This window comes from Reyranella sp. (genome assembly GCF_004296935.1).
Classification (GTDB): domain Bacteria; phylum Pseudomonadota; class Alphaproteobacteria; order Reyranellales; family Reyranellaceae; genus Reyranella.
Genome location: NZ_SCVH01000082.1, coordinates 25467 through 46921, shown reverse-complemented (window position 1 = coordinate 46921; position 21455 = coordinate 25467). Strand labels below are relative to the sequence as shown.

Here is a 21455-nt window from a genome sequence, read left to right as displayed (position 1 = left end):
GAGGAGCGCGCGAACCCGCGGGCGGCCGCGGGCAGGTCTTGCCGGAACAAACGAAAGAGGCCGGCGCAATCCCCGCCAGCCTGACAGAAAACATGGCATAAACCTGCTGAACTTGCAACTCCATCTTCGAGGCGCCGCTACTGCTTCGGCGCCCCGGCCCGCTCGAGCACCAGCTCGATCGGCTTCAGGAAATCGGTGCCGACGACGGGCAAGGGCTCCCGGAGCTCGAACAGGGCCTGGTGGGCCAGCACCAGGCGGGCCGTGATCGCGAGCCGGCGGCCCTCGAACGACGTCTCCTTGGGCAGGCGCAGCGCGAACGGGATCGGCACCTGCCAGCCGCTGCGCACGACCTGTTCGGCCAGGACCTCGGGCGTGCCGTCGCCCGTGGGCGATCTGGCGACATCGAGCAGCTGCACGCGCAGTTCGACGCCGTGCGGCAGCGCCGTCTTCCCGGCGTAGGTCGCCATGCCATTGACGACGATCGACGGCGGCAGCACGTCGCCCAGGCGCCGCATCAGCGCGGTGGGATGGAACATCAGCGCCTGGCCCTCGGCGTCGAGCACGCAGGTGAAGCGGAAGGGCACCGAGGTGCCGTTGCGCCGCCGGTACTCGCCCGTGCCGGTGACGGTGGTCGAGATCGGCTGGGTGCCGACGCTCTCCTCGGTCCGCTCGATCGTGACCCAGGGCATGCCGTCGAGCGCGATGACGCCGAAGGCAGCATCGGATTGGCGCATGTCGAGCCCGACCCGGCCGGCGCAGCGCGACAGCGCCGTGGAAGAGAGCCCGCCCACGTCTTGTCCAAAAGCGGGGGCGGCAACGGCTGCGAGGAGCAGCATGAGACTGAAAGGACGCGGCATGGAAAATCCCTCGTGGGATATTCCTAACCCCTCCGCCGCTGGCCCGGCCTGATCTGGATCAAGTGGAAAGAGCGCGCGTCCGGCTCGCTCAGCGCTTGCGCACGAACTCCGCGCGCAGCACCAGGCCCTTTATGCTCTCGTGGCGGCAGTCGATCTCCTGGGCGTCGCCGGTCAGGCGGATCGATTTGATGACCGTGCCCCTGGGCAGCGTCTGGTTGGCGCCCTTGACCTTGAGGTCCTTGACCAGCAGGACGCTGTCGCCGTCGGCCAGCAGATTGCCGACCGAATCGCGCACCTCGACGCCCCCCGTGGCCACGGCCTCGGCCGCGGCCTTCTTCGCCGCCGCTTCCGCCGCGGGAATCCATTCGCCGCTGGCGTCGTCATAGACATAGTCGTCGTCGGGGTCGGCCATCTCTGCCTCGGTTGGCTTGTGGAGTGAGCGCTCTACAGGCCCGCGATTGCCGCCGCAAGCGTCGGCCCCTGTCGCCGGTGGGCCTCAGCTCCGGTCCTCGTTCGCCCCGTCGGGCGGCAGCGGCCTTCCCGCAAACCACGCGCGCGATCGCGGCGCGAACAGGAAGTAGATCGCGCCCGCCATCAGCCCGATCCGGGCGAGGGCGACATAGGCGACCCATCCCGTCTCCAGCATCACGGTGACGTGGGCGAGGTCGTAGAAGAAGATCAGCAGCGCGAACGGGATCAACAGCCATCGCGCGATGCCGCTTCGGCGGCGGCTGACAAAGCCCATCAGGACCCATCCGATGGCGAACAGCACGACATTGACCAGCATGGCCCTGATGTGTCCGACGATCATCGCCGAATAGTCGTACATCCCGAGCGCGATCACCGCGCTCGCGCCGATGGCCAGGATCCACAGCTGCTCGAACCGGGCAATGTCGCGCGGAGCGCCCTCCTGCTCTTCGAATGATTCGAACATCGGTCCCTTCCTTCCAGGCGCCCGCGGCCCGCCTCGACCGGCAGAAATGACACGCGGCACGGGCGGCCCGCGTGATCTGGATCAAGTGGATTTCTCCTCCCCCGTCACCGGGGGAGGTGGCGTCGTCTTACGACGACTCCGCGCCTTCACAGGCGCTCGGGGGGCAGAGGCCGCAGGACGTAACTCATGACCCCTCCGCCCTCGTAAGACGAGGGCACCTTCCCAGTCGCGCCTCCGAGGGCGCTGGGACTGGGGAGGAGAAGACTCAGAACTCCATCGGATCGCGGAAGTGCGCGGCGAACACGCGGTCACGGTGCGCGAGCAGCACCGGATCGAGCGCCGCCACCACCAGCGGGTTCGCAGCCGTGAACCCCGCCCGCGAGGCCTCGCGCATCGGGCACTGCGCCGGAGGCAGCGGCGCCAGGATGTTGGCGGTCGCCACCCACCAGATATCGACGGCGCTCAAGCCATCGCCCACGAAGAAGGGCACGCCGCGCGCCTGCTGCGCTTTCAGCTCGGCCGCCAGCATCCTGAGTGTGGCCGCGATGCGCCCGCCCGCCGCCGCGGCGTCCGCGGCGTTATAACCGTACTTGTCGATCAGCGGCGCGAGCCGTCCCGCGTTGCCGCTGGTGGCCGCGCCCGCGAACATCTGCAGGCGGCGGTTCCAGGCGATGCCGCACTCGCCCAGCATCTCGTGGCCGAGCCCGACGGCGAGCGCGCGCTGTCGCGGATCGGCCGGCAGTAGCGCGGGCTCCGGCGCCAGCCGTTCGGCCAGCAGCAGGATGTCGAGCCAGCGGTTGATCGGCTTCTCGGTCCCCCAGGCGACGACGGGCGCGCTGTTCTGGCCCGACCAGGCCGCGATCTCCGCGTTCGCGCCGCCGATCTCCAGCGGAGCGGCGACATAGGGGAGGCCTTTGATCTCCAGGATCGCCTTGGCCGCCTGCGACCACGGGCTCGGTACGCCGCGCACGAGGACGAGGCGGAGGCCGGGGTGGGCGATGATGTCGGCGGGGGGAAGGTAGGTGAGCAAGGAGAGCTCTTGGAGCAGAGTTGCCATTGGAGAAGTCTCGCCCCTCATTCCGCTATGCTACTTCCAGTCGGGCCGCACTAACGTAGCAGTATGCGAGAGGGAGCCGGAAGCTGAAAAGCTTTCCGCAAATTTAGAAAGTACTAAAATCCAATTTGCCGAGTTGTCTATCGATGCATTGACTCTACCATTCGGTGCTCTCACCATATCTTTCTAGTCAGAAAACATGAACTGGCGACTGTGAGCTTGCGACAGCTCTACAAGTTGCGGGGGAGCGCCACGTTGGAATCAGAAACCGTATCAATACAGAAACTGTTTCAGGATCGTCGGCAATTTCGCATCCCCTTCTTTCAGCGCAACTATGTTTGGAATCGTGATGACCAATGGGAGCGTCTCTGGTCGGATATTTCCGGCAAAGCTGATCTGAGGATCGCCGGTAATCAGACTACACCCCATTTCTTAGGGGCTACTGTTGTTGAACCGCAGCTAAAGAAGGGCCTTCTAGGGGTCGATACTCTGCATGTCATTGATGGGCAGCAGCGACTTACTACACTCCAATATGTACTGACGGCGCTTGCGATCAGTCTCCGCGCGTTCGCTGAGACAAGGCTTTTGACTATCGTTGAAGGATGTTTGAGGAACGGTAACGAAACCACAATGAACGACCCCGAAATTGAGGCGTTCAAAGTTTGGCCGACATTTCGAGATCGAGATGTCTATCGTTTGGCCATGACTGCCAATTCTCTCGATGACTTGAGAGAGCGCTTTCCTACAAGTTTTACTCAGAGTGGAACGCTGCGAAAGATCGGAATGGATCATCCGCCGTCACTGGAGGCGATATGGTTCTTTGCAACAGAATTGGATCAATGGGCTCGCCAGGGAGACAAGGAGCACATTTCACTCCGCCTATCGTGCATAACTGAGGCGATACTGAGTGATATCCATCTCGTGTCGATCTCTCTGGGCCCGAAGGATGATGCTCAGGTCATTTTTGAAACGCTAAATGGGCATGGGGCGCAGCTACATGCCATCGATCTCATTCGTAACTTCATTTTCATGCGTGCAGATCGGGAAACTGATGCCAAGGAACTCTTCCAGAATCTATGGAGTCCGTTTGAGGGCGGGTTCTGGGTCGAAGAACAGCGTCGCGGGCGCTTGGTGCGCCCCAGACTTGAATGGTTCATGCATTCGGCTCTGCAAGCTGAACTAGTTGGGGAGATCGATGTTGGTCGCCTCTACGTCTCTTATCGTCAATTTGCGATGACAGGAGAGTCTCCGAAGACGGCGAAGCAGCAACTTGAAATTTTGAATACCCTAGCTGGTCATTATCAAAAACTGATGTCAGGGATCGGTTCTGAACCAATCGCTCGTTTTGGCTTTCGTATCCGAGCGTGGGATGCATCTACAACTCATTCACTAGCGCTCAAAATCGCTAGTTCGAAACTGACGGAAGTCGAACAGAATTCCATCTTTAACGATATCGTATCTTATCTTGTGCGTCGCTCCGTCTGCGGCCTGACAACCAAAAATTACAACAATATCTTTGCTTCGGTGCTGAAGAAGTTGTCCGAAGATGGTTATTCAGCCTCTGCCGTGCGGTCGGCCCTTTCCAGCCTGGAAGGCGAAGCGACGCGGTGGCCGAGGGATGAAGAGTTTCTCAAAGCGTGGCTGGATAGTGCCGTCTACCCCGGAAACATGGATGCGCAGCGAACAAAGTCCGTCCTTGCTGCCGTTGAAGCGGGGATGCGGAGTAACCAATCTGAGGAGCTTTCTCCAGCAAATCTGGAAAATTTGGATGTCGACCACGTTCTGCCGAGTAGCTGGTTTCAGTACTGGCCCCTTTCGGATGGAACGCACGGCCAGCCATCAGACGTCACTGCGGCGTATACTGCGAGAGTCTTAGGACAACCAATGACCCCCAAGCTGGAATCGGTTCACCTTAGAGAAGCGGCGAAGGTTACCTTGGGAAATTTGACGCTGCTCCACTACGGAGCGAATCGGTCCCTACAGCATCATGGATTCGTCGAAAAGCGTGCAAAATTCTTTGAAGTCTCAAATCTACACCTAAATCGAGCTCTCATGATTGCATCTAAATGGGACGAAAACGCGATCCGAGATCGAGGTGCAGCTCTATTCAAAATCGCTCTAAAAATATGGGCCGGGCCTACCGTGTTAGCTCCTAGAAGCTAGCGGGAAATGGAAACCGGTTCACTAATCTATGTCAGGCAAGTCGCCTCCGGTCCTTGCGGCAGCTGCAGAGTACCCCGCTGCGTTGAACTCGTCGTCCTGAGTCTCCCGCGAGGACCGCGTGGCTAGAGTGCCCACTAACAAGCAAATGGCCGCCGACATCATGCGTCGGCTTAGTTCTTCGCAACTGATGGCAATCCTGATTAGGACGCTTATTCGTGTCCTGATCCCATTGGCTCGGTCTGCACGTAGGGAAGACGACAACCTTGTCGTCCTGGCGTTTGGAATTGCGGCCTATGCTTACGGGGCTGGCTTCGAGGGCCGGTTTAGCGATACGGAAATTCGACGCTTCCGCGCATTGGTTCAGGCTACACTCAGACAAGAACACAAATCGCAGATTGCCAGCCGTGTAGCCTTTGCCTTGGACTACTTCTTGGAGGCCGCCAACTCTCGGTTTTCCGACACTGGAGCCGTTCGGCGCGCGTTTGATGCGTTTCTTAATCTCGATCCGCGATTAAATGAGGGAGTTCATTCAGACAGTGTTGCTTCGCAGTCTATGACTGAAGCATCTACTGTGGACATGTTGACGATGCCGCTTCAGTCAAGGGGCGGCGCAATGACACAGAATCAGGTAGTTGCGACTGCATTGGCGCGAGGCGAGAGCTGGCGTCCGTGGGCGTCTTGGCTTCGAGATCGATTCGTTGGCGGGAAGTTCTACAAGTTGAACAGTCGATACTACTCAACTATTCCCGCCGTCCTCTGGCCCGATGCAGCCAAGGTAAACGGTTGGTTAGTGGGCGCCACTCCATCAATCGAAGATCAGCCTCTGTATGAGCCGGTGAACCCGGACGCATTTGAGCCAAATCCCGACGACATCGATGCGCAAGAGACAACCAGTGTCAGTTTCACCATTACGGACGCTAACCAAGTCCATCTTGATAGCGAAGCTGGACAGTCGTCTCTCCTAGACGATCAGCTAAGCCACGACCTCCATCAGGAGTTGATCGAAAGGATCACAGAACTCGAATCCGCATGTGCCTCAAGTAACTCCCTTGCTGAACTCGCCGTAGCAATATTGAAGTTCCGCTCCAGTCTTGGACGCTCCCCTCTCACACTGTCGCCGGGCCCGGCTGTCTTGCGAGGAAACGCGCTTCGAAACGATCTTGAGGTCGATCAGAGAAGACGAGGGAAAGAAGACCCAGACCATCCGCCATTGCCAGAGGGCATAGCTGGCTCCTTAAAGGAGCTGGTTGAGGCTTGGAACATCTACGTAGGTTGCGATCCTTACCTCGATGAGATGGACAGGCGCCGTCTCGGTCCAGATGAACGCAATCGAGCCCAATTTGTGCCTGGCGAGTTCACGGGTGCCATCGACAGTGCAGAACGAGAGAAGCTGGCTACAGAAGACGCAATCAGCATTCTTCGAGATGCGGAGGCTGTCGCTCAGAACACAACAATCGCGTCAGACCGAGCCTTGGCCTTCCTGCTGGGTACGATGCGTAACTTTACGCGGTCAGCGTTTAGATTGGCGCTACGCAACAAAGCGAAAATCGGCGGTGGCTTCTTCGTTGTCGTGCAGTGGGCTCACGCTCATGAAGCCTTGCTCCGCAAGCTGCTTGTTGAATACCCCAACCTTATCGCCATCCTGGACTGGCTACTCGAGGCAACAAAGCTCCTCCTTTTGTAGCTTATCGAGTGGGTCGCCACATCGGCGCGCGCTTCTTCACCGGGTCGAGCAACGACCAGTCCCCCTGCTCGACCACATGGCTCTTCGGGAAGTCGGCGGACCTTGGCCTGTCGCCAAATCCCGGTGCTAGTCGTCCTGCAACAGCCCCGCCTCGACGCCCAAGGCCTTGCCGAGCTTTGCTGCGAGCGTGCGGCCGGCCCGTCGCGTGCCGCGTTCGATCTGGGAAATATAGACGGCGCTGGTGGCGCAGGCCTTCGCGAGCCCGGCCTGGGTGAGGCCGCGGTGCTCGCGCAACGCCTTGAGTGGCGGCGTGCCGTCCAGAATGGCGGTCACGACGGCGTCGGGGAAAGTCTCGGCCGGAGACTTCAGGAAGGCCCGCACGGTCGCGGTGTCGGCGCGGTCCTCCAGCGTCGCCTCGATGCGTCGCCACTCCTCGATGGGGATGACGACGAAGGCGGGCTTGCCGCCCTGGGTGATGATCTGTCTGCTCATTCGTAGATCTCTCTTCGGTGTCCGACCCGGATCACGACGACCGTCAGGACCTCGTGCTTCAGCGTGTAGACGACACGCCAGTCGCCGATCCTCGGACCAACCGTCGGAAGTTCCGATTCTCTTAGCGTCGCAAAGGATCCCTCGCTGCGCTCGGGATGACAATGTCTGTGTACTGCGCCAGTTCAGCGTATCTTGTCATCCCGAGCGCAGCGAGGAATCTCTCTCTTTGCTCATCGCTCGGTCAATTTCAACGACGGTTGATATCAGACGATATCCATTCCTACGAGGTCCGCCGCCACATCGGCGCCCGCTTCTTCACCGGATCGAGCAGCGACCAGTCGCCCTGCTCGACGACATGCCCCTTCGGGAACGGCGAGCGCGGTTCCTGGCCCAGCGAGCGCATCACCCGGTCGTCGCGGTAGTAGCAGAGCAGCACCACACGGTTGAGCGCGCCGAGCGGCGCGCCGCCCTCCTGCTTGAAGGTCGCGGCCACGTCGCGGCGGCGGTCGGGGGCCAGGTCGGCGAAGGCGCCGCCGGCGAGCTTCGCCAAATGGGCGAGGGCGGTGCGCACGTCGGCGGTGTCGCGGTCGAGGCTCTTCAGGATATCGGCGAAGATCGCCTCGTCGTCGGCGCCCGGCACCTTGTAGGTGTCGCTGGCGGGGATCATCACGCCGGCCAGCGCGCGCAGGTCACGGGCTTCGGCGTCGGTGAGGGGGAGGGTGGACATGTCGGTTACCTGCAGGGGTTACTCGTCGTCTCGCTCATAGCCCTCTCCGCCCGCGAAGCGGGGGGAGAGGGAGGGGACCCGCGAAGCGGGGAGGGTGAGGTGGGTCTTCCTTCCTTCGATTCGCTGGGCGCCTTCGTGTTGCACCCCCTCACCCAACCTCTCCCCCAAGGGGGAGAGGAGTCTGAAGGGCGAGACCTGACGGTAAACCAGTGTCATTCGAACAGCGTCCCGTCGCCGAGGTGTTTCTTGATGCTGTCGGCGATGTAGAGCGCGAGGGCCTGGATGGTCGAGGTCGGGTTCACGCCGCCGCTGGTCACCCAGATGCTGCCGTCGACGATGAACAGGTTCTTCACGTCGTGGCAGCGGCCCCATTCGTTCACCACCGAGCGCGCCGGGTCGGTGCCCATGCGGGCGGTGCCCATGAGATGCCAGCCGCCGTTCAGGATCGGCGCTTCGCCGCCGATGTCGGTGGCGCCGGCCGCTGCGAGGATGTCCTTCGAGCGCGCGATGCCGTGGTCCATCATCTTCCGCGTGTTCTCGCCCATCGTGTAGTGGATTCTTGGCGCGGGAATCCCGTGGGAATCCTTCAGCACCGGATCGAGGGTCACGCGGTTGTGTTCCTCGGGCAGGTCCTCGGTGATGGTCGACATGCCGAGGCGATGGCCGAGCAGGCGGCGATAGACCTTGTGATGGTCCTCGCCCCACGGCAGGCGGCCGGCGGCGGTGCTGGCGATCGCCTCGACGATCGAGCCGGTGCCGCGGTGGAGTTGTAGCGTGTAGCCGCGCACGAAGCCGCGAGCGAGGTCGGTCTCGTAGAATTCCTGGCTCCAGAGGTTGAGCGGCGGGCCCTTGTTGCCGTCCAGCGGCTCGTCGACATAGCCGTAGGTGAGGGCAAAGGGGTGGAACATCAGGTTCTTGCCGACGAGCCCGCTCGAGTTGGCGATGCCGTTGGGGAACTTGCCCGACTGTGAGTTCAGCATCAGGCGCGGCGTGCCGATGCCGTTGCAGGCCACGATCACCATCTCGGCCGGCTGGAAGTGTTCCTTGCCGTCGGCGTCGTAGTAGATCGCGCCAGTGGCGAGGCCGTCGGCGTCGACGGTGATCTCGCGGACGCAGGCGCGCGTCCGGAGCTCGACGCCGGCGCGGATGGCGGCCGGCCAGTAGGTGATGTCGGTGCTGGCCTTGGCGCCTTGCGCGCAGCCCGGCGTGCAGTGGCCGAGGTTGATGCAGGCGGCGCGGCCGTCGTACTCGGTGGTGGCGATGGCGGAGTCCGAAGGCCACCAGTGCCAGCCGAGCTTGTTCAGCGCGCGGCCGAAGGCCTGGCCGGATTTGCCGAGGGGCAGCGGCGGCATCGGCGGGTGGTGCAGCGGATAGGCGGGATCGCCCGCCAGGCCCGAGACGCCCATCATGCGGTCGTTCTCGGCGAAGAAGGGTTCCAGCGTCTCGTAGTCGACCGGCCAGTCGTCGGCGACGCCGTCCAGCGTTCTTACGCGGAAGTCGCTGGGGTGGAGGCGCGGATAGTGCGCCGTGTACATGATGGTGCTGCCGCCGACGCCGTTGAAGTTCACGACCTGGACGGGCGAGGTGCCGTTGTTGATCGGGTAGTCGGTCTCCCGCGCGCGGCGGTTGGGGTTGATGGCGAAGTCGGCGAACAGCCGCGCCTCCCAGTCCCTTCCGTTGGTCGGATAGTCGGTGGGCTTCACCCAGTCGCCCTGCTCGAGGCAGAGGATCCGCATCTTCGTGTCCGCGAGGCTGTACGCCACCGCGGCCCCCGACGCCCCGGACCCGATGATCAGGACATCGACCTTGTCGTTCATGAACGCTGCTCCATGGAGGGAGCTTAACAAAAAACCTCATCCTGAGGAGCGCCCGAAGGGCGCGTCTCGAAGGATGGGCCCCAGGCGCGGTGCGGGTTCCCATCCTTCGAGACGCCGCGCTACGCGCGGCTCCTCAGGATGAGGTTTTGGGGGGTCCGGGGCATGAATGAGATTCATCCCGCCGCTCACATTTCTTTGAACACGCCTTGCGCGGAAATCGCGTAAGTCATCGCTCCCCCAACCAACCATGGTCGTCCATGTCAGCCGTGACCCTTGATGGCGCCGATGCGCGCCTGCGCATTCGTCTGCGCGAGGAAGAGCACAACGGATCGCTCTTCGCTTTCCGCGGCCGCCTGGTGGCGCTCGGCCTGGTCGCCCTCTGGCTGTTGTTCGCGGCCGGGCCGATGCGGGTCGGCGTCGGCGCCTGCGTGGCGATGATGGCGTCGGCCTGGCTCGTCCATGCCGCGCGCGCCACGCGCTATGCCAAGGCGCTCCTGCTCGGCGTCACCCTGCTCGACGTGACCGTGATCACCATGGCGACCCTGGTGCCGATTCCCGGCGCGCCGGACGGCGGCCTCTGGCTCACGCAGGTCTTCGGCCGCCGCACGCTCTTCCTCTATCTCGTCATCTATCTCACCGCGAGCGCGCTCAGCTACTCGGCGCGTACCGTGATCCTGACGGGCGCGGCCTCGCTCGTGGCCCTTGTCGGAAGCTTTGTGTGGACCGTCCTCGACGTGGCGCGGGGCTCCGGCGTCGACCTTCTGGCCGCGGCAGATCCGTGGGCGGGTCGCTGGGCGGATCTGTGGCCGACGGCGCGGCCGCTGTTTGCCCGGCTGATCGGCCCCGGCTTCGTGACGCCCGAGGCCTTCCTCATCCAGCAGCTCATCTTCATGACGATCTGCACCGGCTTCATCGCGGTGGCGGTATGGCGTGCCCGCGCCCATCTCGGCCGCACCCTGCTGGCCGAAGGCGAGCGCAACAACCTCGCGCGCTATTTCTCGCCCAACCTGGTCGATCGCCTGGCCGGCGCCGAGCACGATCTCGAGGCCGGCCGCGAGAGCAAGGCCACGGTGCTGTTCGTCGACATCGTGGGTTTCACGCGCCTGATGGAGGGCGTGCCGCCGCAGCTCACCATCAACTTCCTGCGCGCCTTCCACGAGCACATGGCGGAGTGCATCTTTCGCCATGGCGGCACGCTCGACAAGTTCATCGGCGACGGCGTGATGGCGACCTTCGGCACGCCCGATTCCCAGCCCGACGACGAGGCCCGGGCGCTCGGCTGCGCGCGCGACATGGTGCAGGCGGTCGAAGACTGGAACCGCGGCCGCCGGATGCGCGGCCTGCCGCCGGTCCGGATCTCGGTCGGCGTCCATGTCGGGCCGGTGCTGATGGGCGCCATCGGCAGCCGCAACCGCCTCGAATACTCAGCCGTCGGCGACACGGTGAATGTCGCGAGCCGGCTGGAACATCTCTCGCGGGCGCACGACGCGCTGATCGTGACCAGCGCCGAGACTCTTTCAGCCGCCAGTGAGTTGGCCGGCTTCGACGCCGCGCGCTTCCGCGGCATCGGCCCGGTCCAGGTGCCGGGCCGCGCTCAACCGGTCGAGGTCTTCATCGTGCCCGCCCCCTCCGCCCCGTAAGACGGGGCACCTCCCCCGAAGACGGGGGAGGAGTCATGAACGCTTTCTTCTCCTCCCCCGCTTACGGGGGAGGTGCCCCGAAGGGGCGGAGGGGGCCGGCCATTGGCGCATCAATTGCCTTTCGTTAGGGTGCGCCGCGCGCGGCAAGCGCGGGCGAACGAAAGGTAGAGTGAGTCTTGACGACGATTTTCAGTGCCCGCCGCATCCTGACCATGAACCCGAGCCGGTCCGAGGCGACGCATGTCGCGGTGCGCGACGGGCGCATCCTGGGCGTCGGGCCACTCGATGAGCTCACCGGCTGGGGGCCGCACACGCTCGACACGCGCTTCGCCGGCAAGGTGCTGATGCCGGGCCTGGTCGAGGGCCACAGCCATGTGAGCGAGGGCACCTTCTGGCGCTACCTCTATCTCGGCCGCTTCGACCGCATGGATCCCGACGGCAAGGTGTGGCCGGGCGCCGCCTCGGTCGAGGAGGTGGTGGAGCGGCTGCAGGCGGGCGACGCCAAATTGGGCAGTTCGCCGGAGTCGCTGTCGGGCTGGGGGCTCGATCCGATCTATTACGGCGCGCGGCGGGTGACGCGGCAGGACTTCGACAAGGTTTCCACGACGCGGGCCGTGGGTGTGATGCATGCGAGCGGCCACATCTTCAACGTGAACAGCCGCGCGCTCGAGCTGGCGGGGCTGCTGCGACCCGGCGTCAACCATCCCGGCGTGCCCCTCGGCGCCGACGGCCTGCCGACGGGTGAGCTGAAAGGGCCGGATGCGATGACGCTGGTCGGCAAGCACATCGGCTTCGACCGCGAGGTGCTGGCCAACGACGAGCCCGGCCTGCGCCAGTTCGCCCGGCTCTGCGTGCGGCAGGGCGTGACCACGGCGACCGATCTCGCCAACCTGCTGCCCGACGATGCCGTCGCCATGATGACGCGCGTCACCGGCGAGCCGGGGTTTCCCGTGCGCATCATGCCGTTCCGCCGCTTCCAGGGCATCACCGCCCGGCAGGCGGTCGAGCATGTGCTGGCCCTGCGGGAAAAATCGACGGCGATGCTGCGGCTCGGCCAGATCAAACTGTTCGTCGACGGTTCGATCCAGGGCTTTTCGGCCCGGCTGCGCTGGCCGGGCTATTACAACGGCGCGCCCAACGGGCTCTGGTACACGCCGCCGGAATCGATCCGCGATCTCTATCGGCTCGCGCTTGAGGCAGGCGTGCTGGTGCACAGCCACACCAACGGCGACCAGGCGACCGAGATGGCGCTCGATTGTCTCGAAGGCGCGCTGCTGGAGAAGCCGGCGCGCGACCATCGGTTCACCTTGCAGCATTGCCAGCTGGCCGACGCGGCACAGTTCCGCCGCATGAAGGCGCTGGGCATGTGCGTGAACCTGTTCCCCAACCATCATTTCTACTGGGGCGACCAGCACTACGAAACGACGGTGGGGCCGGAGCGGGCGATGCGCATGAACGCCTGCGCGACGGCGCTCAGCACCGGCGTGCCGATGGCCATCCATTCCGACGCGCCGGTGACGCCACTCGGGCCGCTGTTCACTGCCTGGTGCGCGGTCAACCGGCGCACCGCATCGGGCCGGACGCTCGGCAGCACGGAATGCATCGGCGTCGCCGATGCGCTCCGCACCATCACGCTGGGGGCGGCCTACACGTTGCGCCTCGACGGTGAGATCGGCTCCGTCGAGGCGGGCAAGCGCGCCGACTTCGCGGTGCTGGAAGACGATCCGCTGGAGATCGGCGCGGAGCGTCTCAAGGACGTGCGCATCTGGGGCACGGTGCAGGGCGGCCGCGTCTTTGCCGCCGGCGACGTGTGAGCGTCGCGATATCCGTGACGGTGCCCGTGCCCGTGCCCGTGACCGTGATTGGCGGCTATCTCGGCGCCGGCAAGACGACCCTGGTCAATCATCTGCTGCGCGCGGCCGATGGCTTGCGGCTCGCGGTGCTGGTGAACGACTTCGGCGCGCTGCCGATCGACCGCGACCTCATCGTCGGCGGCGATGGTGACGATGGCGGCGACACGCTGGAGATTTCCGGCGGCTGCATCTGCTGCAGCTACGGCAGCGACCTCATGGAAGCGCTGCTCGAGCTGCCGCGGCGGCGGCCGGGCATCGACCGCGTGCTGATCGAGACCTCGGGCGTGGCGCTGCCCGGCATGGTGGCGAGCGCCGTCGGCCTGCTCGAAGCCTATGCGCTCGACGGCATCGTGGTGCTGGCCGATGCCGAGACGGTGCGCCGCCAGGCGGCCGACGCCTATATCGGCGACACCATCACCCGCCAGCTCGCCGCCGCGGATCTCGTGATCCTGAACCGCTGCGACCTGGTGGGCGCCATGGCGCGCGACGAGACCGTGCGCTGGGTGGCGGGCAAGGCGCCCAACGGCCGCGTGGTCCCGGCCGAACGCTGCGCCGTTCCGGCCGAACTGGTGCTCGGGCTGCACGGTGGCGCGGGGGGACGTGAGTCGAACGTCCTGCGCACGCCGGGCGGAGTAGCCGCCTCGGTGCTCTACGAGTCCCTCGAACTGACGCTCGATCGCGCCGTCGATGTCGGGCAGATGGCCCGCGCGCTCACGGCGCCCGGCTCGGGCGTGCTGCGGGCCAAGGGCTGCCTGCGGGACGAGAGCGGCCGGCTGGTGATCCTGCAGGTCGTCGGCCGCCGCGCCGAAATCACCGCCGCGCCCGCCGGGGCGACGCCGGGCACGCTGGTGGTGATCGGCCTCAGGGGCCAGCTCGATCGTGCCGGCGTCGGGGGCGCGGCCTATTTGAGCTCGTAGCTGTCGATCAGCCAGGGCTCGTTCCTGGCTGCGTCGATCCATTCCTTGGTTGCCGGATGGGCGAGCACGGCCGTGGCATAGGCCTCGGAATCGGCGTCGAGCGTCACGCCGTAGGTGCGGAAGCGGGTGACCACCGGGGCATACATGGCATCGGCGGCGCCGAAGCTGCCGAACAGGAAGCCGTCGTCCTTGGCGGCGGCGCCGGCGAAGCGCTTGCGGCAGTCGCGCCAGATCGAGGTGATGCGCTCGATGTCGGCGCGGACGCCGGGGGTCATGCCCTTGCCGGGATAGGAGGCGCGGATGTTCATGGGCATGTGGGTGCGCAGCTCCATGAAACCCGCGTGCATCTCGGTCGAGATCGAGCGGGCATGGGCGCGGGCCGCCACGGCGGCCGGCCAGAAACCCGCCTCGGGCTTGAGGTCGTTCAGGTATTCCGCGATCGCCAGCGACTCCCAGACCGCGAGGCCACGGTGCAGCAGCACCGGCACCCGGCCCGACGGCGAATGCTTGCGGATCGCCGCCTGCGTCTCCGGCCGGTCGAGTGGGATCACGATCTCCTCGACGTCGATGCCGGCGATGCGGACCATCAGGCCGCCGCGCATCGACCACGACGAGTAGTTCTTGTTGCCGACCACTAGGGTGAAATCCGCCATACGCCCTCCTTGCCAGCCCTGCAGTTTGGCCGGCACTCTCGAACAAGTGAATTACAGATTGGTGAGCATGGCCATGTCGTTGCCCTTCGTCGACCGCTCTTCTTCTTCGCTCCCTGTGCAGTTTGTCGCCCAGCCGAAGTGGCGGGCGTGGCTCAGGGAACAGTCCGCGGCGCGGCGCGGCTGGATCGAGTCGACCGGCGTGTCGGGCACGGCGGGCGATGTCGTCGTGCTGCCGGGACGCGACGGCAAGGCGGCGGGGGCGGTGCTGGTCGTTCCGGCCACATCCGTGTTGTGGGATTTCGGCGGGCTGGCGACGAAGCTTCCGGCCGGCACGTGGAAGTTCGTATCCGATTCGGCGCCGGTGTCGATGACCGATGCAATGGTGGCGATCGGCCTCGGGACCTGGACGTTCGACCGCTACAAGGCGAAGAAGGCCAAGCAGGGACCGCGCTTCGTCTGGCCGGAAAGCGCCGACAAGGCACGGGCGATGGCGATGATCGAGGCGATTTCACTCGCCCGCAATCTCATCACCACGCCGTCGTCGGACATGGGGCCGGCCGAGCTCGCAGCCGCGGCGCAGGAACTCGGCAAGGCGCACAAGGCCCGGGTGAAGGTGATCGTGGGCGACGAACTGCTCAAGCAAAACTATCCGATGATCCATGCCGTCGGTCGCGCCAGCACGCGGGCGCCGCGTCTGATCGATCTCGTGTGGGGCAAGGAGAGCGATCCGAAAGTCACGCTCGTGGGCAAGGGCGTGTGCTTCGACACCGGCGGTCTCGATCTCAAGGCGGCGGCCGGCATGCTGAACATGAAAAAGGACATGGGCGGGGCGGCCACGGTGCTGGCGGTCGCGGCCATGGTGATGGCAGCCAAGCTGCCGGTGCGACTGAGGGTGCTGGTGCCGGCGGTCGAGAACAGCGTGTCGGGCAACGCCTTCCGTCCGCTCGATGTGGTGTCGACGCGCAAGGGGCTGTCGGTCGAGATCGGCAATACCGATGCCGAGGGGCGCCTCATTCTCTGCGATGCGCTGCATGAGGGCGCGTCGGAGAAGCCCACCATGATGGTGGACTGCGCGACGCTCACGGGCGCGGCGCGGGTGGCGCTGGGCACCGACCTGCCGGCGCTGTTCTGCAACGACGACGAGCTGGCCGACGATCTGCTGGCGTCGGGCAGGGAAGTGACGGATCCGATGTGGCGGATGCCGCTGTTCCAGGGCTATCGGCGCCTGCTCGACAGCCGGGTGGCCGACCTCAACAACGTCTCGGCCGGCGGCTTCGGCGGCGCCATCACCGCGGCGCTTTATCTACAGGCCTTCGTGCCCGACGACGTGCCGTGGGCACATTTCGACATGATGGCCTGGAACAATTCCAGCCGGCCCGGCCGGCCCGAGGGCGGCGAGGCCCAGGCGGCGCGCGCCATCTTCCGGACAATCGAGGATAGACTCGGACGATGACCGTCGGGAGTTGTCCGGTTCAGTAGCCGGTCTTCGCGTCGACCGTGTTGATCAAGGGCTTTCCGGCCCGCAGGTTCTTGATGTTCTCGATCACCCCGGGCGACGCGGTTCGCGGATTGGTGGCGCCGGCGATATGCGGCGTTACATGCACCTTGGGATGCGTCCAGTAGCGGTGCTCCGGGGGTAACGGCTCGGTGTTGAACACGTCCAGCGCCGCGCCGCTCAGATGGCCTGAGTCGAGCGCGGCCAGCAGATCGTCGTCCATGACATGGCCACCGCGCGCCATGTTGATGAGGTAGGCGCCCTTGGGCAGCGCCGCGAAGAGCCTGGCGTCGAGCAGGCCCTTGGTGTCGCGCGTGAGCGGCAGGACGTTGACCAGGATGTCGCTCCGGGCCAGCAGCCGGCCGAGGCCGTCCGCACCATGGAAGGTTTCTATGCCGGGCAGCGTCTTCTGCGTCCGGCTCCAGCCCGCGGTCGGGAAGCCCAGCGCCGCGAATTTCTTTGCCGTGTCCTGCCCGATCGTGCCCAGGCCCAGGATGCCGATGCGGCGATGGAGGGTGTCGACGAAATCCTCGACCTTCCACTGCTTTGCGCGCTGGCTGGCGGCATATTTGTCGATGTCGCGGTGATGCCGAAGCGCCCAGTAGATCGCGTACTCGCTCATCTGGCCGACCAGCCCATCGTCCATGATGCGCGTGATCGGCACGCTCTCGGGCAATTTGTCGTCGGCCAGCAGGTGATCGACGCCCATGCCCAGCGAGACGATCAGCTTTACGTTGGGGAAGGAGGCGATCAGGCCGGCGGGTGGCTTCCAGGCCAGCGCCACCTCGATGTCGGCCTTGTCGCCGAGCTTGTCGAGGGTGCGGAAATCGAGCGGCCCGAGGGCGGCTTCGAGCGTCTTCTTCCAGAGCACGCCGTCGGTGTCACGGCTGATGTAGGCAATGGCGTCAGGCATGGCGTGTCCGGAATATGTAATGTTGAAGGGTCCAGGCGACCGCCGCCAGGCCGATGCCGACCAGGTCGGTGATCGCGCCCGGCGTGATCAGGCAGATCGCGGCCGCGGCCAGGACCGCGCGCGGCACCAGAGACAGTGCCTCGGTGAACCAGCCTTCGGTTGCGCAGGCCAGCAGCCAGACGCCGATCGCGGCGGTGACGAAGGTGTGGGCGATCTCCCAGAAGGTGCCCTGGCCCAGCAACACCGGGCTGTAGAAGAACATGAAGGGCACCAGGAAGGTGGCGAGTCCCATTTTGACGGCGATCCACGAGGTTTTCCATGGGTCTCCCCTGGCCATGCCGGCAGCGGCGAACGAGGCCACGGCAACCGGCGGTGTGATCGCCGACAGGACGGCGAAGTAGAAGATGAACATGTGCGCCACCAGCTTGGGCACGCCGATCTGCTGCAGGCCGGGGGCCACCACCGCGGCGGCGATGGCGTAGGCCGCTGTGGTTGGCATGCCCATGCCGAGGATGGTGACGATGACCATGGTGAAGAACATCGCCAGCAACTGGTTCTCGCCGGCGATCGCCTGCATGATCTGGGCAAAGCGACCGCCGACGCCGGTCAGTGCGATCACGCCCACGATGATGCCGGCCGAGGCGCAGACGGCGACGAGCTGGATGCAGTCCTTGGCGCCGATCTCGAGCGCCTCGACGACGGCGCGGCCGCCCATGACGTCGTCGCCGCGGCGCCAGGTGACGCCGTTCCTCGACCATCGGATGCCATTGAACCAGCTCACGGCGATGCACAGGGTCATGCCGAGCGCGGCGGCGAGGAAGGCCGAGTAGCCGGTGATGAAGGCCCAGATCAGCACGGCGATGGGCGCCATCATGTAGAGGCGCATCAGCAACGGCCCCAGGCGCGGCAGTTCGGCGCGCGGGATGCCGCGCAGCCCATGCTTGGCCGCATGCAGGTCGCAGTGGGCGTAGCAGGCGATGTAGAACAGCAGGCAGGGGATGATCGCGGCCGCCGCGATTTCGGCGTACTTGAGGCCCGTCACCTCAGCCATGATGAAGGCGGCGGCACCCAGCACCGGCGGCGTGATCTGGCCGCCGGTCGACGAGGTCGCCTCGATGGCGCCGGCGGTGTTCCGGTCGTAGCCGACGCGGCGCATCATCGGGATGGTGACCGCGCCCGACGCCACGACGTTGGCGACCGAGGAGCCGCTCACCGAACCGAACATGACACCCGAGAGCACGGCGACCTTGGCCGGACCGCCGCGCGCCCAACCGACCAGCGATACCGCCAGGTCGTTGAAATAGTCGCCGGCCCTGGAGCGGCCGAGGAAGGCGGCGAACACGGTGAACATGATGATGAAGGTCGACGACACCTCCAGCGTCGTACCGAAGACGCCGAGGTTGCTGTAGAGGTAGGGAAAGACGAACCACACGTCGGTCAGGGACTTGTTGTGGTAGAGCGGCGAACCTTCGGGAAAGACGTGGCCGAACATTGCGTAGAGCAAGAAGGCGCCGACGATGATCGTGAGCGCATTGCCGGCCGTGCGGCGCGTGAACTCGAACACCACGACGAGGCCGACCAGGCTGTAGACGAGGTCGGGCGTTTCATAGACGGCGCCCTGGTTCATCTGCAGGTCGTCGAGGTTGCGCCACATGTAGACGGCGCAGGCGAGCGCGCCCAGCATCAGCAGCCAGTCATACCAGGGGATGCCCTTGGTGCCGCGGCCCTTGGCCAGGCTGTAGAAGCCGAAGCCCAGGGTGGCGCCCCACGCCAGGTGGATGGCGCGGAACAGCTCCTGATCGATGTTGGCCGCGACCGTGCGGTAAAAGACCTGTCCGAGTCCAAGGGCCGTGTCGATCTCCTTGACCACGACGGGCCCGACCAGCACCCAGAGGTGGAAGGCGGAGAAGCCGGCACACAGCCAGAAGAACAGCTTCTGCTCCCAGGGTCGCTGCTCGCGCCGGCCGCCGGAATACTCGAGGTCCTCGACATCGACCCGGCCGACGTCGTTCGCGTCGGCTGTTGTCGCCTGGCTGGTTGCCGCTGCCATTGATCGTTCCCCTGTGCCGCCGCGGGCTGCCGTTCCAGTCGACCGCGGGCGTGCCTTCCCGCCCCCTGAATAGCAAAACGCCCGCTCCGAAGGGAGCGGGCGTTCGACCTGATCGTGCCGTTTACTTGGGCAGGGTCGCGGGATTGAGCGCGATGCCCTTTTCCTTGTAGTAGCGGACCGCGCCGGGGTGGAACGGCAGGAAGGCATTGCGGCTGGCGTTGGCCGCGATGGTTTCCGAAGCCGCAGCATGGCCCTGAACCATCGCCGCATTGTTCTCCAGGATGGTCTTGGTGACCAGGTAGGCGACGTCGTCGGACATGTCCTTGTTGGCGATGCCGAAATTGTAGAGACCCAGGGTCTTCTGGTCGGCAGTCTGGGTCTTGTAGGTGCCCTTGGGGATCACCGCCTCGGAGAATTCCGGCATCTTCTTGCGGATCGCGTCCCGCTCGGCATCGGTCCAGGTGAAGAAGACGACCTCCTTCTCGGCGTCGAGCTGCGAGAAGATCGGGATTGGCAGGCCGGCGCCGAAGCAGAAGGCATCAAGGATGCCGTCGCCAAGCTGGCTGCCCATGTCGGCACCCTGACCGTTGCGGATGGTGGCCTTGAGACCGAGTGCGCCGAAGAACAGCGGCAGATAGGTGCCGGGCGTGCCGGCCTTGGGCCCGACGCCGACGGTCTTGCCGTCGAGCTGCTTGAAGCTGGTGATGCCGGACTTCTTGAGCGCCACGCACTGCATCGGCGTGTCGTACATCGGAAACAGCGCGCGGATGTTCGCGTACTTCTTCCCCTTGGTCCAGTCACCCGTACCCGTCCAGGCCTGCAGGGCGACGCCCATCGTCGTCATGCCAAGTTCGATCTTCTTGTCCTCGACCAGAATCACGTTCTGGTTCGGACCCTGCGTCTGCTGGGTCGAAACCTGAATACCCGTCTTGTCCGTGAGGATTTTGGCGACCACACCACCATAGACGAAGTAGGTGCCACCCACAGAGGCGGTTCCCAATGTCATGGTCTTCGGTTGTGCGAGGGCGGCCGTCGCCGTAACGGCGATGGCAACGGAAATCAGGCCGCGGCGCAGATATTTCATGCGATCATTCCTCCCTGATGGCTGGGCTCGCTCATGCGGCGAGCACCTTACTTTTCGACTCATATGGGGAGTGCAGTTGGACTGCAAGCCTGCCGTCTACTTCGCCAGCGTTGCCGGGTCGAGCTTGACGCCTCTTTCCATGTAGTAGCGCACCGCGCCGGGATGAAAAGGCAGGAATGAATTGCGGGTCGCATTGGCTGCGATCGTCTCCTTGGCGGCGGGGTGACCCTTGACCAGTCGTGCATTGTTTTCGAGCACGGTCTTGGTGATCGCGTAGGCGGCGCTGTCGGGCAGGTCCTTGTGGGTGATGGCGAAATTGTAGAGGCCGACGGTCCTCTGGCTGGCCGCCTGCTGCCGATAAGTCCCCTTCGGGATCAGCGACTCGGAGAACTCCTTGAGCTTGCCGCGGATCTCGGCCACGTCGGGGTCAGTCCAGGTAAAGAAGACGACATTCTTCTCGGCATCGAGCTGGCTGAAGATCGGAACGGGCGTGCCGGCGCCGAAGCAAAAGGCGTCGATGATGCCGTCGCCGAGCTGGATGCCCATGTCGCCGCTCTGGCCGTTGCGCACCATCGCCTTCATGCCCAGCGCATCGAAGATCAGCGGGAAATAGGTTCCGGCCGTGCCGGCTTTCGGCCCGGTGCCGACCGTCTTGCCGTCGAGCTGTCGGAAGCCTTCGATGCCCGACTTCTTGAGCGCGACGCACTGCAGCGGCGTGTCGTACATGGGGAACAGCGCACGAATGTTCTCGTACTTCTTTCCCTTCGTCCAGGCGCCGGAGCCCTGCACCGCTTGCAGCGCCACGCCCATGGTTGTCATGCCGAGTTCGATCTTCTTCTCGTCCACCAGGATCACGTTCTGGTTCGGGCCCTGGGTCTGTCGGGGCGTGACCTGGATGCCGGCCTTTTCGGTCAGGAGATCGGCGGTGACGCCACCATAGACAAGATAGGTGCCGCCGAGCGACGCCGTGCCGAGCGTCATCGCGACGGGCTGAGCGACGGCGGTGGTCGCGGCGGCAATTGTCGTGACCGCGAAGGCGATGGCGGCGGCCGACAGGCCGCGACGGAATCCGGTCATCTCGGGACTCCTCCCTTCTATCGTGTTCACAGGGTCGCCGGATTC

19 protein-coding genes are annotated in these 21455 nt (G+C 64.9%); 6 read left to right on the top strand and 13 right to left on the bottom strand.

Going from position 1 to position 21455, the window contains the following annotated elements; genetic code table 11:
- Positions 1-137: 137 nt before the first annotated feature.
- The 4 genes from EPO55_RS11490 to EPO55_RS11475 form a co-directional block, all read right to left on the bottom strand.
- Positions 138-857, bottom strand: coding sequence for a YbaY family lipoprotein (locus EPO55_RS11490; protein WP_296336932.1), 720 nt, complete (start codon positions 855-857; stop codon positions 138-140).
- Between the two features lie 88 nt (positions 858-945).
- Entirely contained in the window at positions 946-1269 is a 324-nt protein-coding gene (locus EPO55_RS11485; protein ID WP_296336931.1) for an alkylphosphonate utilization protein, read from the bottom strand.
- An 84-nt stretch (positions 1270-1353) separates the two neighbouring features.
- On the bottom strand, positions 1354-1791 hold the full coding sequence (locus EPO55_RS11480; protein ID WP_296336930.1) for a hypothetical protein: 438 nt from the start codon (positions 1789-1791) through the stop codon (positions 1354-1356).
- Between the two features lie 265 nt (positions 1792-2056).
- Positions 2057-2848, bottom strand: coding sequence for a hypothetical protein (locus tag EPO55_RS11475; protein ID WP_296336929.1), 792 nt, complete (start codon positions 2846-2848; stop codon positions 2057-2059).
- Positions 2849-3100: 252 nt separating this feature from the next.
- On the opposite strand from EPO55_RS11475, the gene EPO55_RS11470 reads away from it, so the two are divergent.
- Positions 3101-5008 (top strand): DUF262 domain-containing HNH endonuclease family protein, encoded by a 1908-nt coding sequence (locus tag EPO55_RS11470; RefSeq protein ID WP_296336928.1) that lies wholly within the window; start codon positions 3101-3103, stop codon positions 5006-5008.
- Positions 5009-5153: 145 nt separating this feature from the next.
- Positions 5154-6692 (top strand): hypothetical protein, encoded by a 1539-nt coding sequence (locus EPO55_RS11465; RefSeq protein ID WP_296336927.1) that lies wholly within the window; start codon positions 5154-5156, stop codon positions 6690-6692.
- 126 nt (positions 6693-6818) lie between these two features.
- Here the strand turns inward: EPO55_RS11465 and EPO55_RS11460 are convergent, their stop codons facing one another.
- The 4 genes from EPO55_RS11460 to EPO55_RS11450 form a co-directional block, all read right to left on the bottom strand.
- Complete coding sequence (locus EPO55_RS11460; RefSeq protein WP_296336926.1) at positions 6819-7184, bottom strand: type II toxin-antitoxin system prevent-host-death family antitoxin; 366 nt, start codon at positions 7182-7184, stop codon at positions 6819-6821.
- Entirely contained in the window at positions 7181-7273 is a 93-nt protein-coding gene (locus EPO55_RS26155; RefSeq protein WP_363718940.1) for a type II toxin-antitoxin system RelE/ParE family toxin, read from the bottom strand. Before EPO55_RS26155 ends, EPO55_RS11460 begins: the two co-directional genes overlap by 4 nt.
- A gap of 191 nt (positions 7274-7464) precedes the next feature.
- A complete protein-coding gene (locus tag EPO55_RS11455; protein ID WP_296336925.1) occupies positions 7465-7911 on the bottom strand; it encodes a hypothetical protein in 447 nt (148 codons plus the stop codon).
- A gap of 212 nt (positions 7912-8123) precedes the next feature.
- Positions 8124-9728, bottom strand: a complete 1605-nt coding sequence (locus EPO55_RS11450; protein WP_296336924.1) for a GMC family oxidoreductase — start codon at positions 9726-9728, stop codon at positions 8124-8126.
- 257 nt (positions 9729-9985) lie between these two features.
- Between EPO55_RS11450 and EPO55_RS11445 the strand changes: the two genes are divergently transcribed.
- The 3 genes from EPO55_RS11445 (at position 9986) to EPO55_RS11435 (ending at position 14138) form a co-directional block, all read left to right on the top strand.
- Positions 9986-11368 carry an adenylate/guanylate cyclase domain-containing protein gene (locus tag EPO55_RS11445; RefSeq protein WP_296336923.1) on the top strand — a complete coding sequence of 461 codons (1383 nt, stop codon included), beginning with the start codon at positions 9986-9988 and terminating at the stop codon, positions 11366-11368.
- A 176-nt stretch (positions 11369-11544) separates the two neighbouring features.
- A complete protein-coding gene (locus EPO55_RS11440) occupies positions 11545-13182 on the top strand; it encodes an amidohydrolase (RefSeq protein WP_363718936.1) in 1638 nt (545 codons plus the stop codon).
- Between the two features lie 14 nt (positions 13183-13196).
- Positions 13197-14138 (top strand): CobW family GTP-binding protein, encoded by a 942-nt coding sequence (locus EPO55_RS11435; RefSeq protein WP_296336922.1) that lies wholly within the window; start codon positions 13197-13199, stop codon positions 14136-14138.
- Here the strand turns inward: EPO55_RS11435 and EPO55_RS11430 are convergent.
- A complete protein-coding gene (locus EPO55_RS11430; RefSeq protein WP_296336921.1) occupies positions 14123-14791 on the bottom strand; it encodes a glutathione S-transferase family protein in 669 nt (222 codons plus the stop codon). The genes EPO55_RS11435 and EPO55_RS11430 overlap by 16 nt on opposite strands.
- Before the next feature lie 73 nt (positions 14792-14864).
- Here EPO55_RS11430 and EPO55_RS11425 point away from each other — a divergent pair, with 73 nt between their 5' ends.
- On the top strand, positions 14865-16244 hold the full coding sequence (locus tag EPO55_RS11425) for a leucyl aminopeptidase family protein (protein WP_296336919.1): 1380 nt from the start codon (positions 14865-14867) through the stop codon (positions 16242-16244).
- Between the two features lie 19 nt (positions 16245-16263).
- Here EPO55_RS11425 and EPO55_RS11420 read toward each other — a convergent pair whose 3' ends face one another.
- The 4 genes from EPO55_RS11420 to EPO55_RS11405 form a co-directional block, all read right to left on the bottom strand.
- Positions 16264-17199, bottom strand: coding sequence for a glyoxylate/hydroxypyruvate reductase A (locus tag EPO55_RS11420; RefSeq protein WP_296336917.1), 936 nt, complete (start codon positions 17197-17199; stop codon positions 16264-16266).
- Positions 17192-19249, bottom strand: a complete 2058-nt coding sequence (locus tag EPO55_RS11415; protein WP_296336916.1) for a TRAP transporter permease — start codon at positions 19247-19249, stop codon at positions 17192-17194. Before EPO55_RS11415 ends, EPO55_RS11420 begins: the two co-directional genes overlap by 8 nt.
- A 121-nt stretch (positions 19250-19370) precedes the next feature.
- Positions 19371-20333 (bottom strand): TAXI family TRAP transporter solute-binding subunit, encoded by a 963-nt coding sequence (locus EPO55_RS11410; protein ID WP_296336915.1) that lies wholly within the window; start codon positions 20331-20333, stop codon positions 19371-19373.
- 96 nt (positions 20334-20429) lie between these two features.
- Positions 20430-21410 carry a TAXI family TRAP transporter solute-binding subunit gene (locus EPO55_RS11405; RefSeq protein WP_296336914.1) on the bottom strand — a complete coding sequence of 327 codons (981 nt, stop codon included), beginning with the start codon at positions 21408-21410 and terminating at the stop codon, positions 20430-20432.
- Between the last annotated feature and the right edge of the window lie 45 nt (positions 21411-21455).

Bases quoted from the DNA above. Each gene is read 5' to 3' on its own strand.
- EPO55_RS11450 (WP_296336924.1), bottom strand. From the start codon at position 9,728: ATGAACGACAAGGTCGATGTCCTGATCATCGGGTCCGGGGCGTCGGGG.
- EPO55_RS11490 (WP_296336932.1), bottom strand. From the start codon at position 857: ATGCCGCGTCCTTTCAGTCTCATGCTGCTCCTCGCAGCCGTTGCCGCC.
- EPO55_RS11455 (WP_296336925.1), bottom strand. From the start codon at position 7,911: ATGTCCACCCTCCCCCTCACCGACGCCGAAGCCCGTGACCTGCGCGCG.
- EPO55_RS11480 (WP_296336930.1), bottom strand. From the start codon at position 1,791: ATGTTCGAATCATTCGAAGAGCAGGAGGGCGCTCCGCGCGACATTGCC.
- EPO55_RS11460 (WP_296336926.1), bottom strand. From the start codon at position 7,184: ATGAGCAGACAGATCATCACCCAGGGCGGCAAGCCCGCCTTCGTCGTC.
- EPO55_RS11430 (WP_296336921.1), bottom strand. From the start codon at position 14,791: ATGGCGGATTTCACCCTAGTGGTCGGCAACAAGAACTACTCGTCGTGG.
- EPO55_RS11445 (WP_296336923.1), top strand. From the start codon at position 9,986: ATGTCAGCCGTGACCCTTGATGGCGCCGATGCGCGCCTGCGCATTCGT.
- EPO55_RS11410 (WP_296336915.1), bottom strand. From the start codon at position 20,333: ATGAAATATCTGCGCCGCGGCCTGATTTCCGTTGCCATCGCCGTTACG.
- EPO55_RS11465 (WP_296336927.1), top strand. From the start codon at position 5,154: ATGGCCGCCGACATCATGCGTCGGCTTAGTTCTTCGCAACTGATGGCA.
- EPO55_RS11415 (WP_296336916.1), bottom strand. From the start codon at position 19,249: ATGGCAGCGGCAACCAGCCAGGCGACAACAGCCGACGCGAACGACGTC.
- EPO55_RS11475 (WP_296336929.1), bottom strand. From the start codon at position 2,848: ATGGCAACTCTGCTCCAAGAGCTCTCCTTGCTCACCTACCTTCCCCCC.
- EPO55_RS11420 (WP_296336917.1), bottom strand. From the start codon at position 17,199: ATGCCTGACGCCATTGCCTACATCAGCCGTGACACCGACGGCGTGCTC.
- EPO55_RS11405 (WP_296336914.1), bottom strand. From the start codon at position 21,410: ATGACCGGATTCCGTCGCGGCCTGTCGGCCGCCGCCATCGCCTTCGCG.
- EPO55_RS11425 (WP_296336919.1), top strand. From the start codon at position 14,865: ATGTCGTTGCCCTTCGTCGACCGCTCTTCTTCTTCGCTCCCTGTGCAG.
- EPO55_RS11485 (WP_296336931.1), bottom strand. From the start codon at position 1,269: ATGGCCGACCCCGACGACGACTATGTCTATGACGACGCCAGCGGCGAA.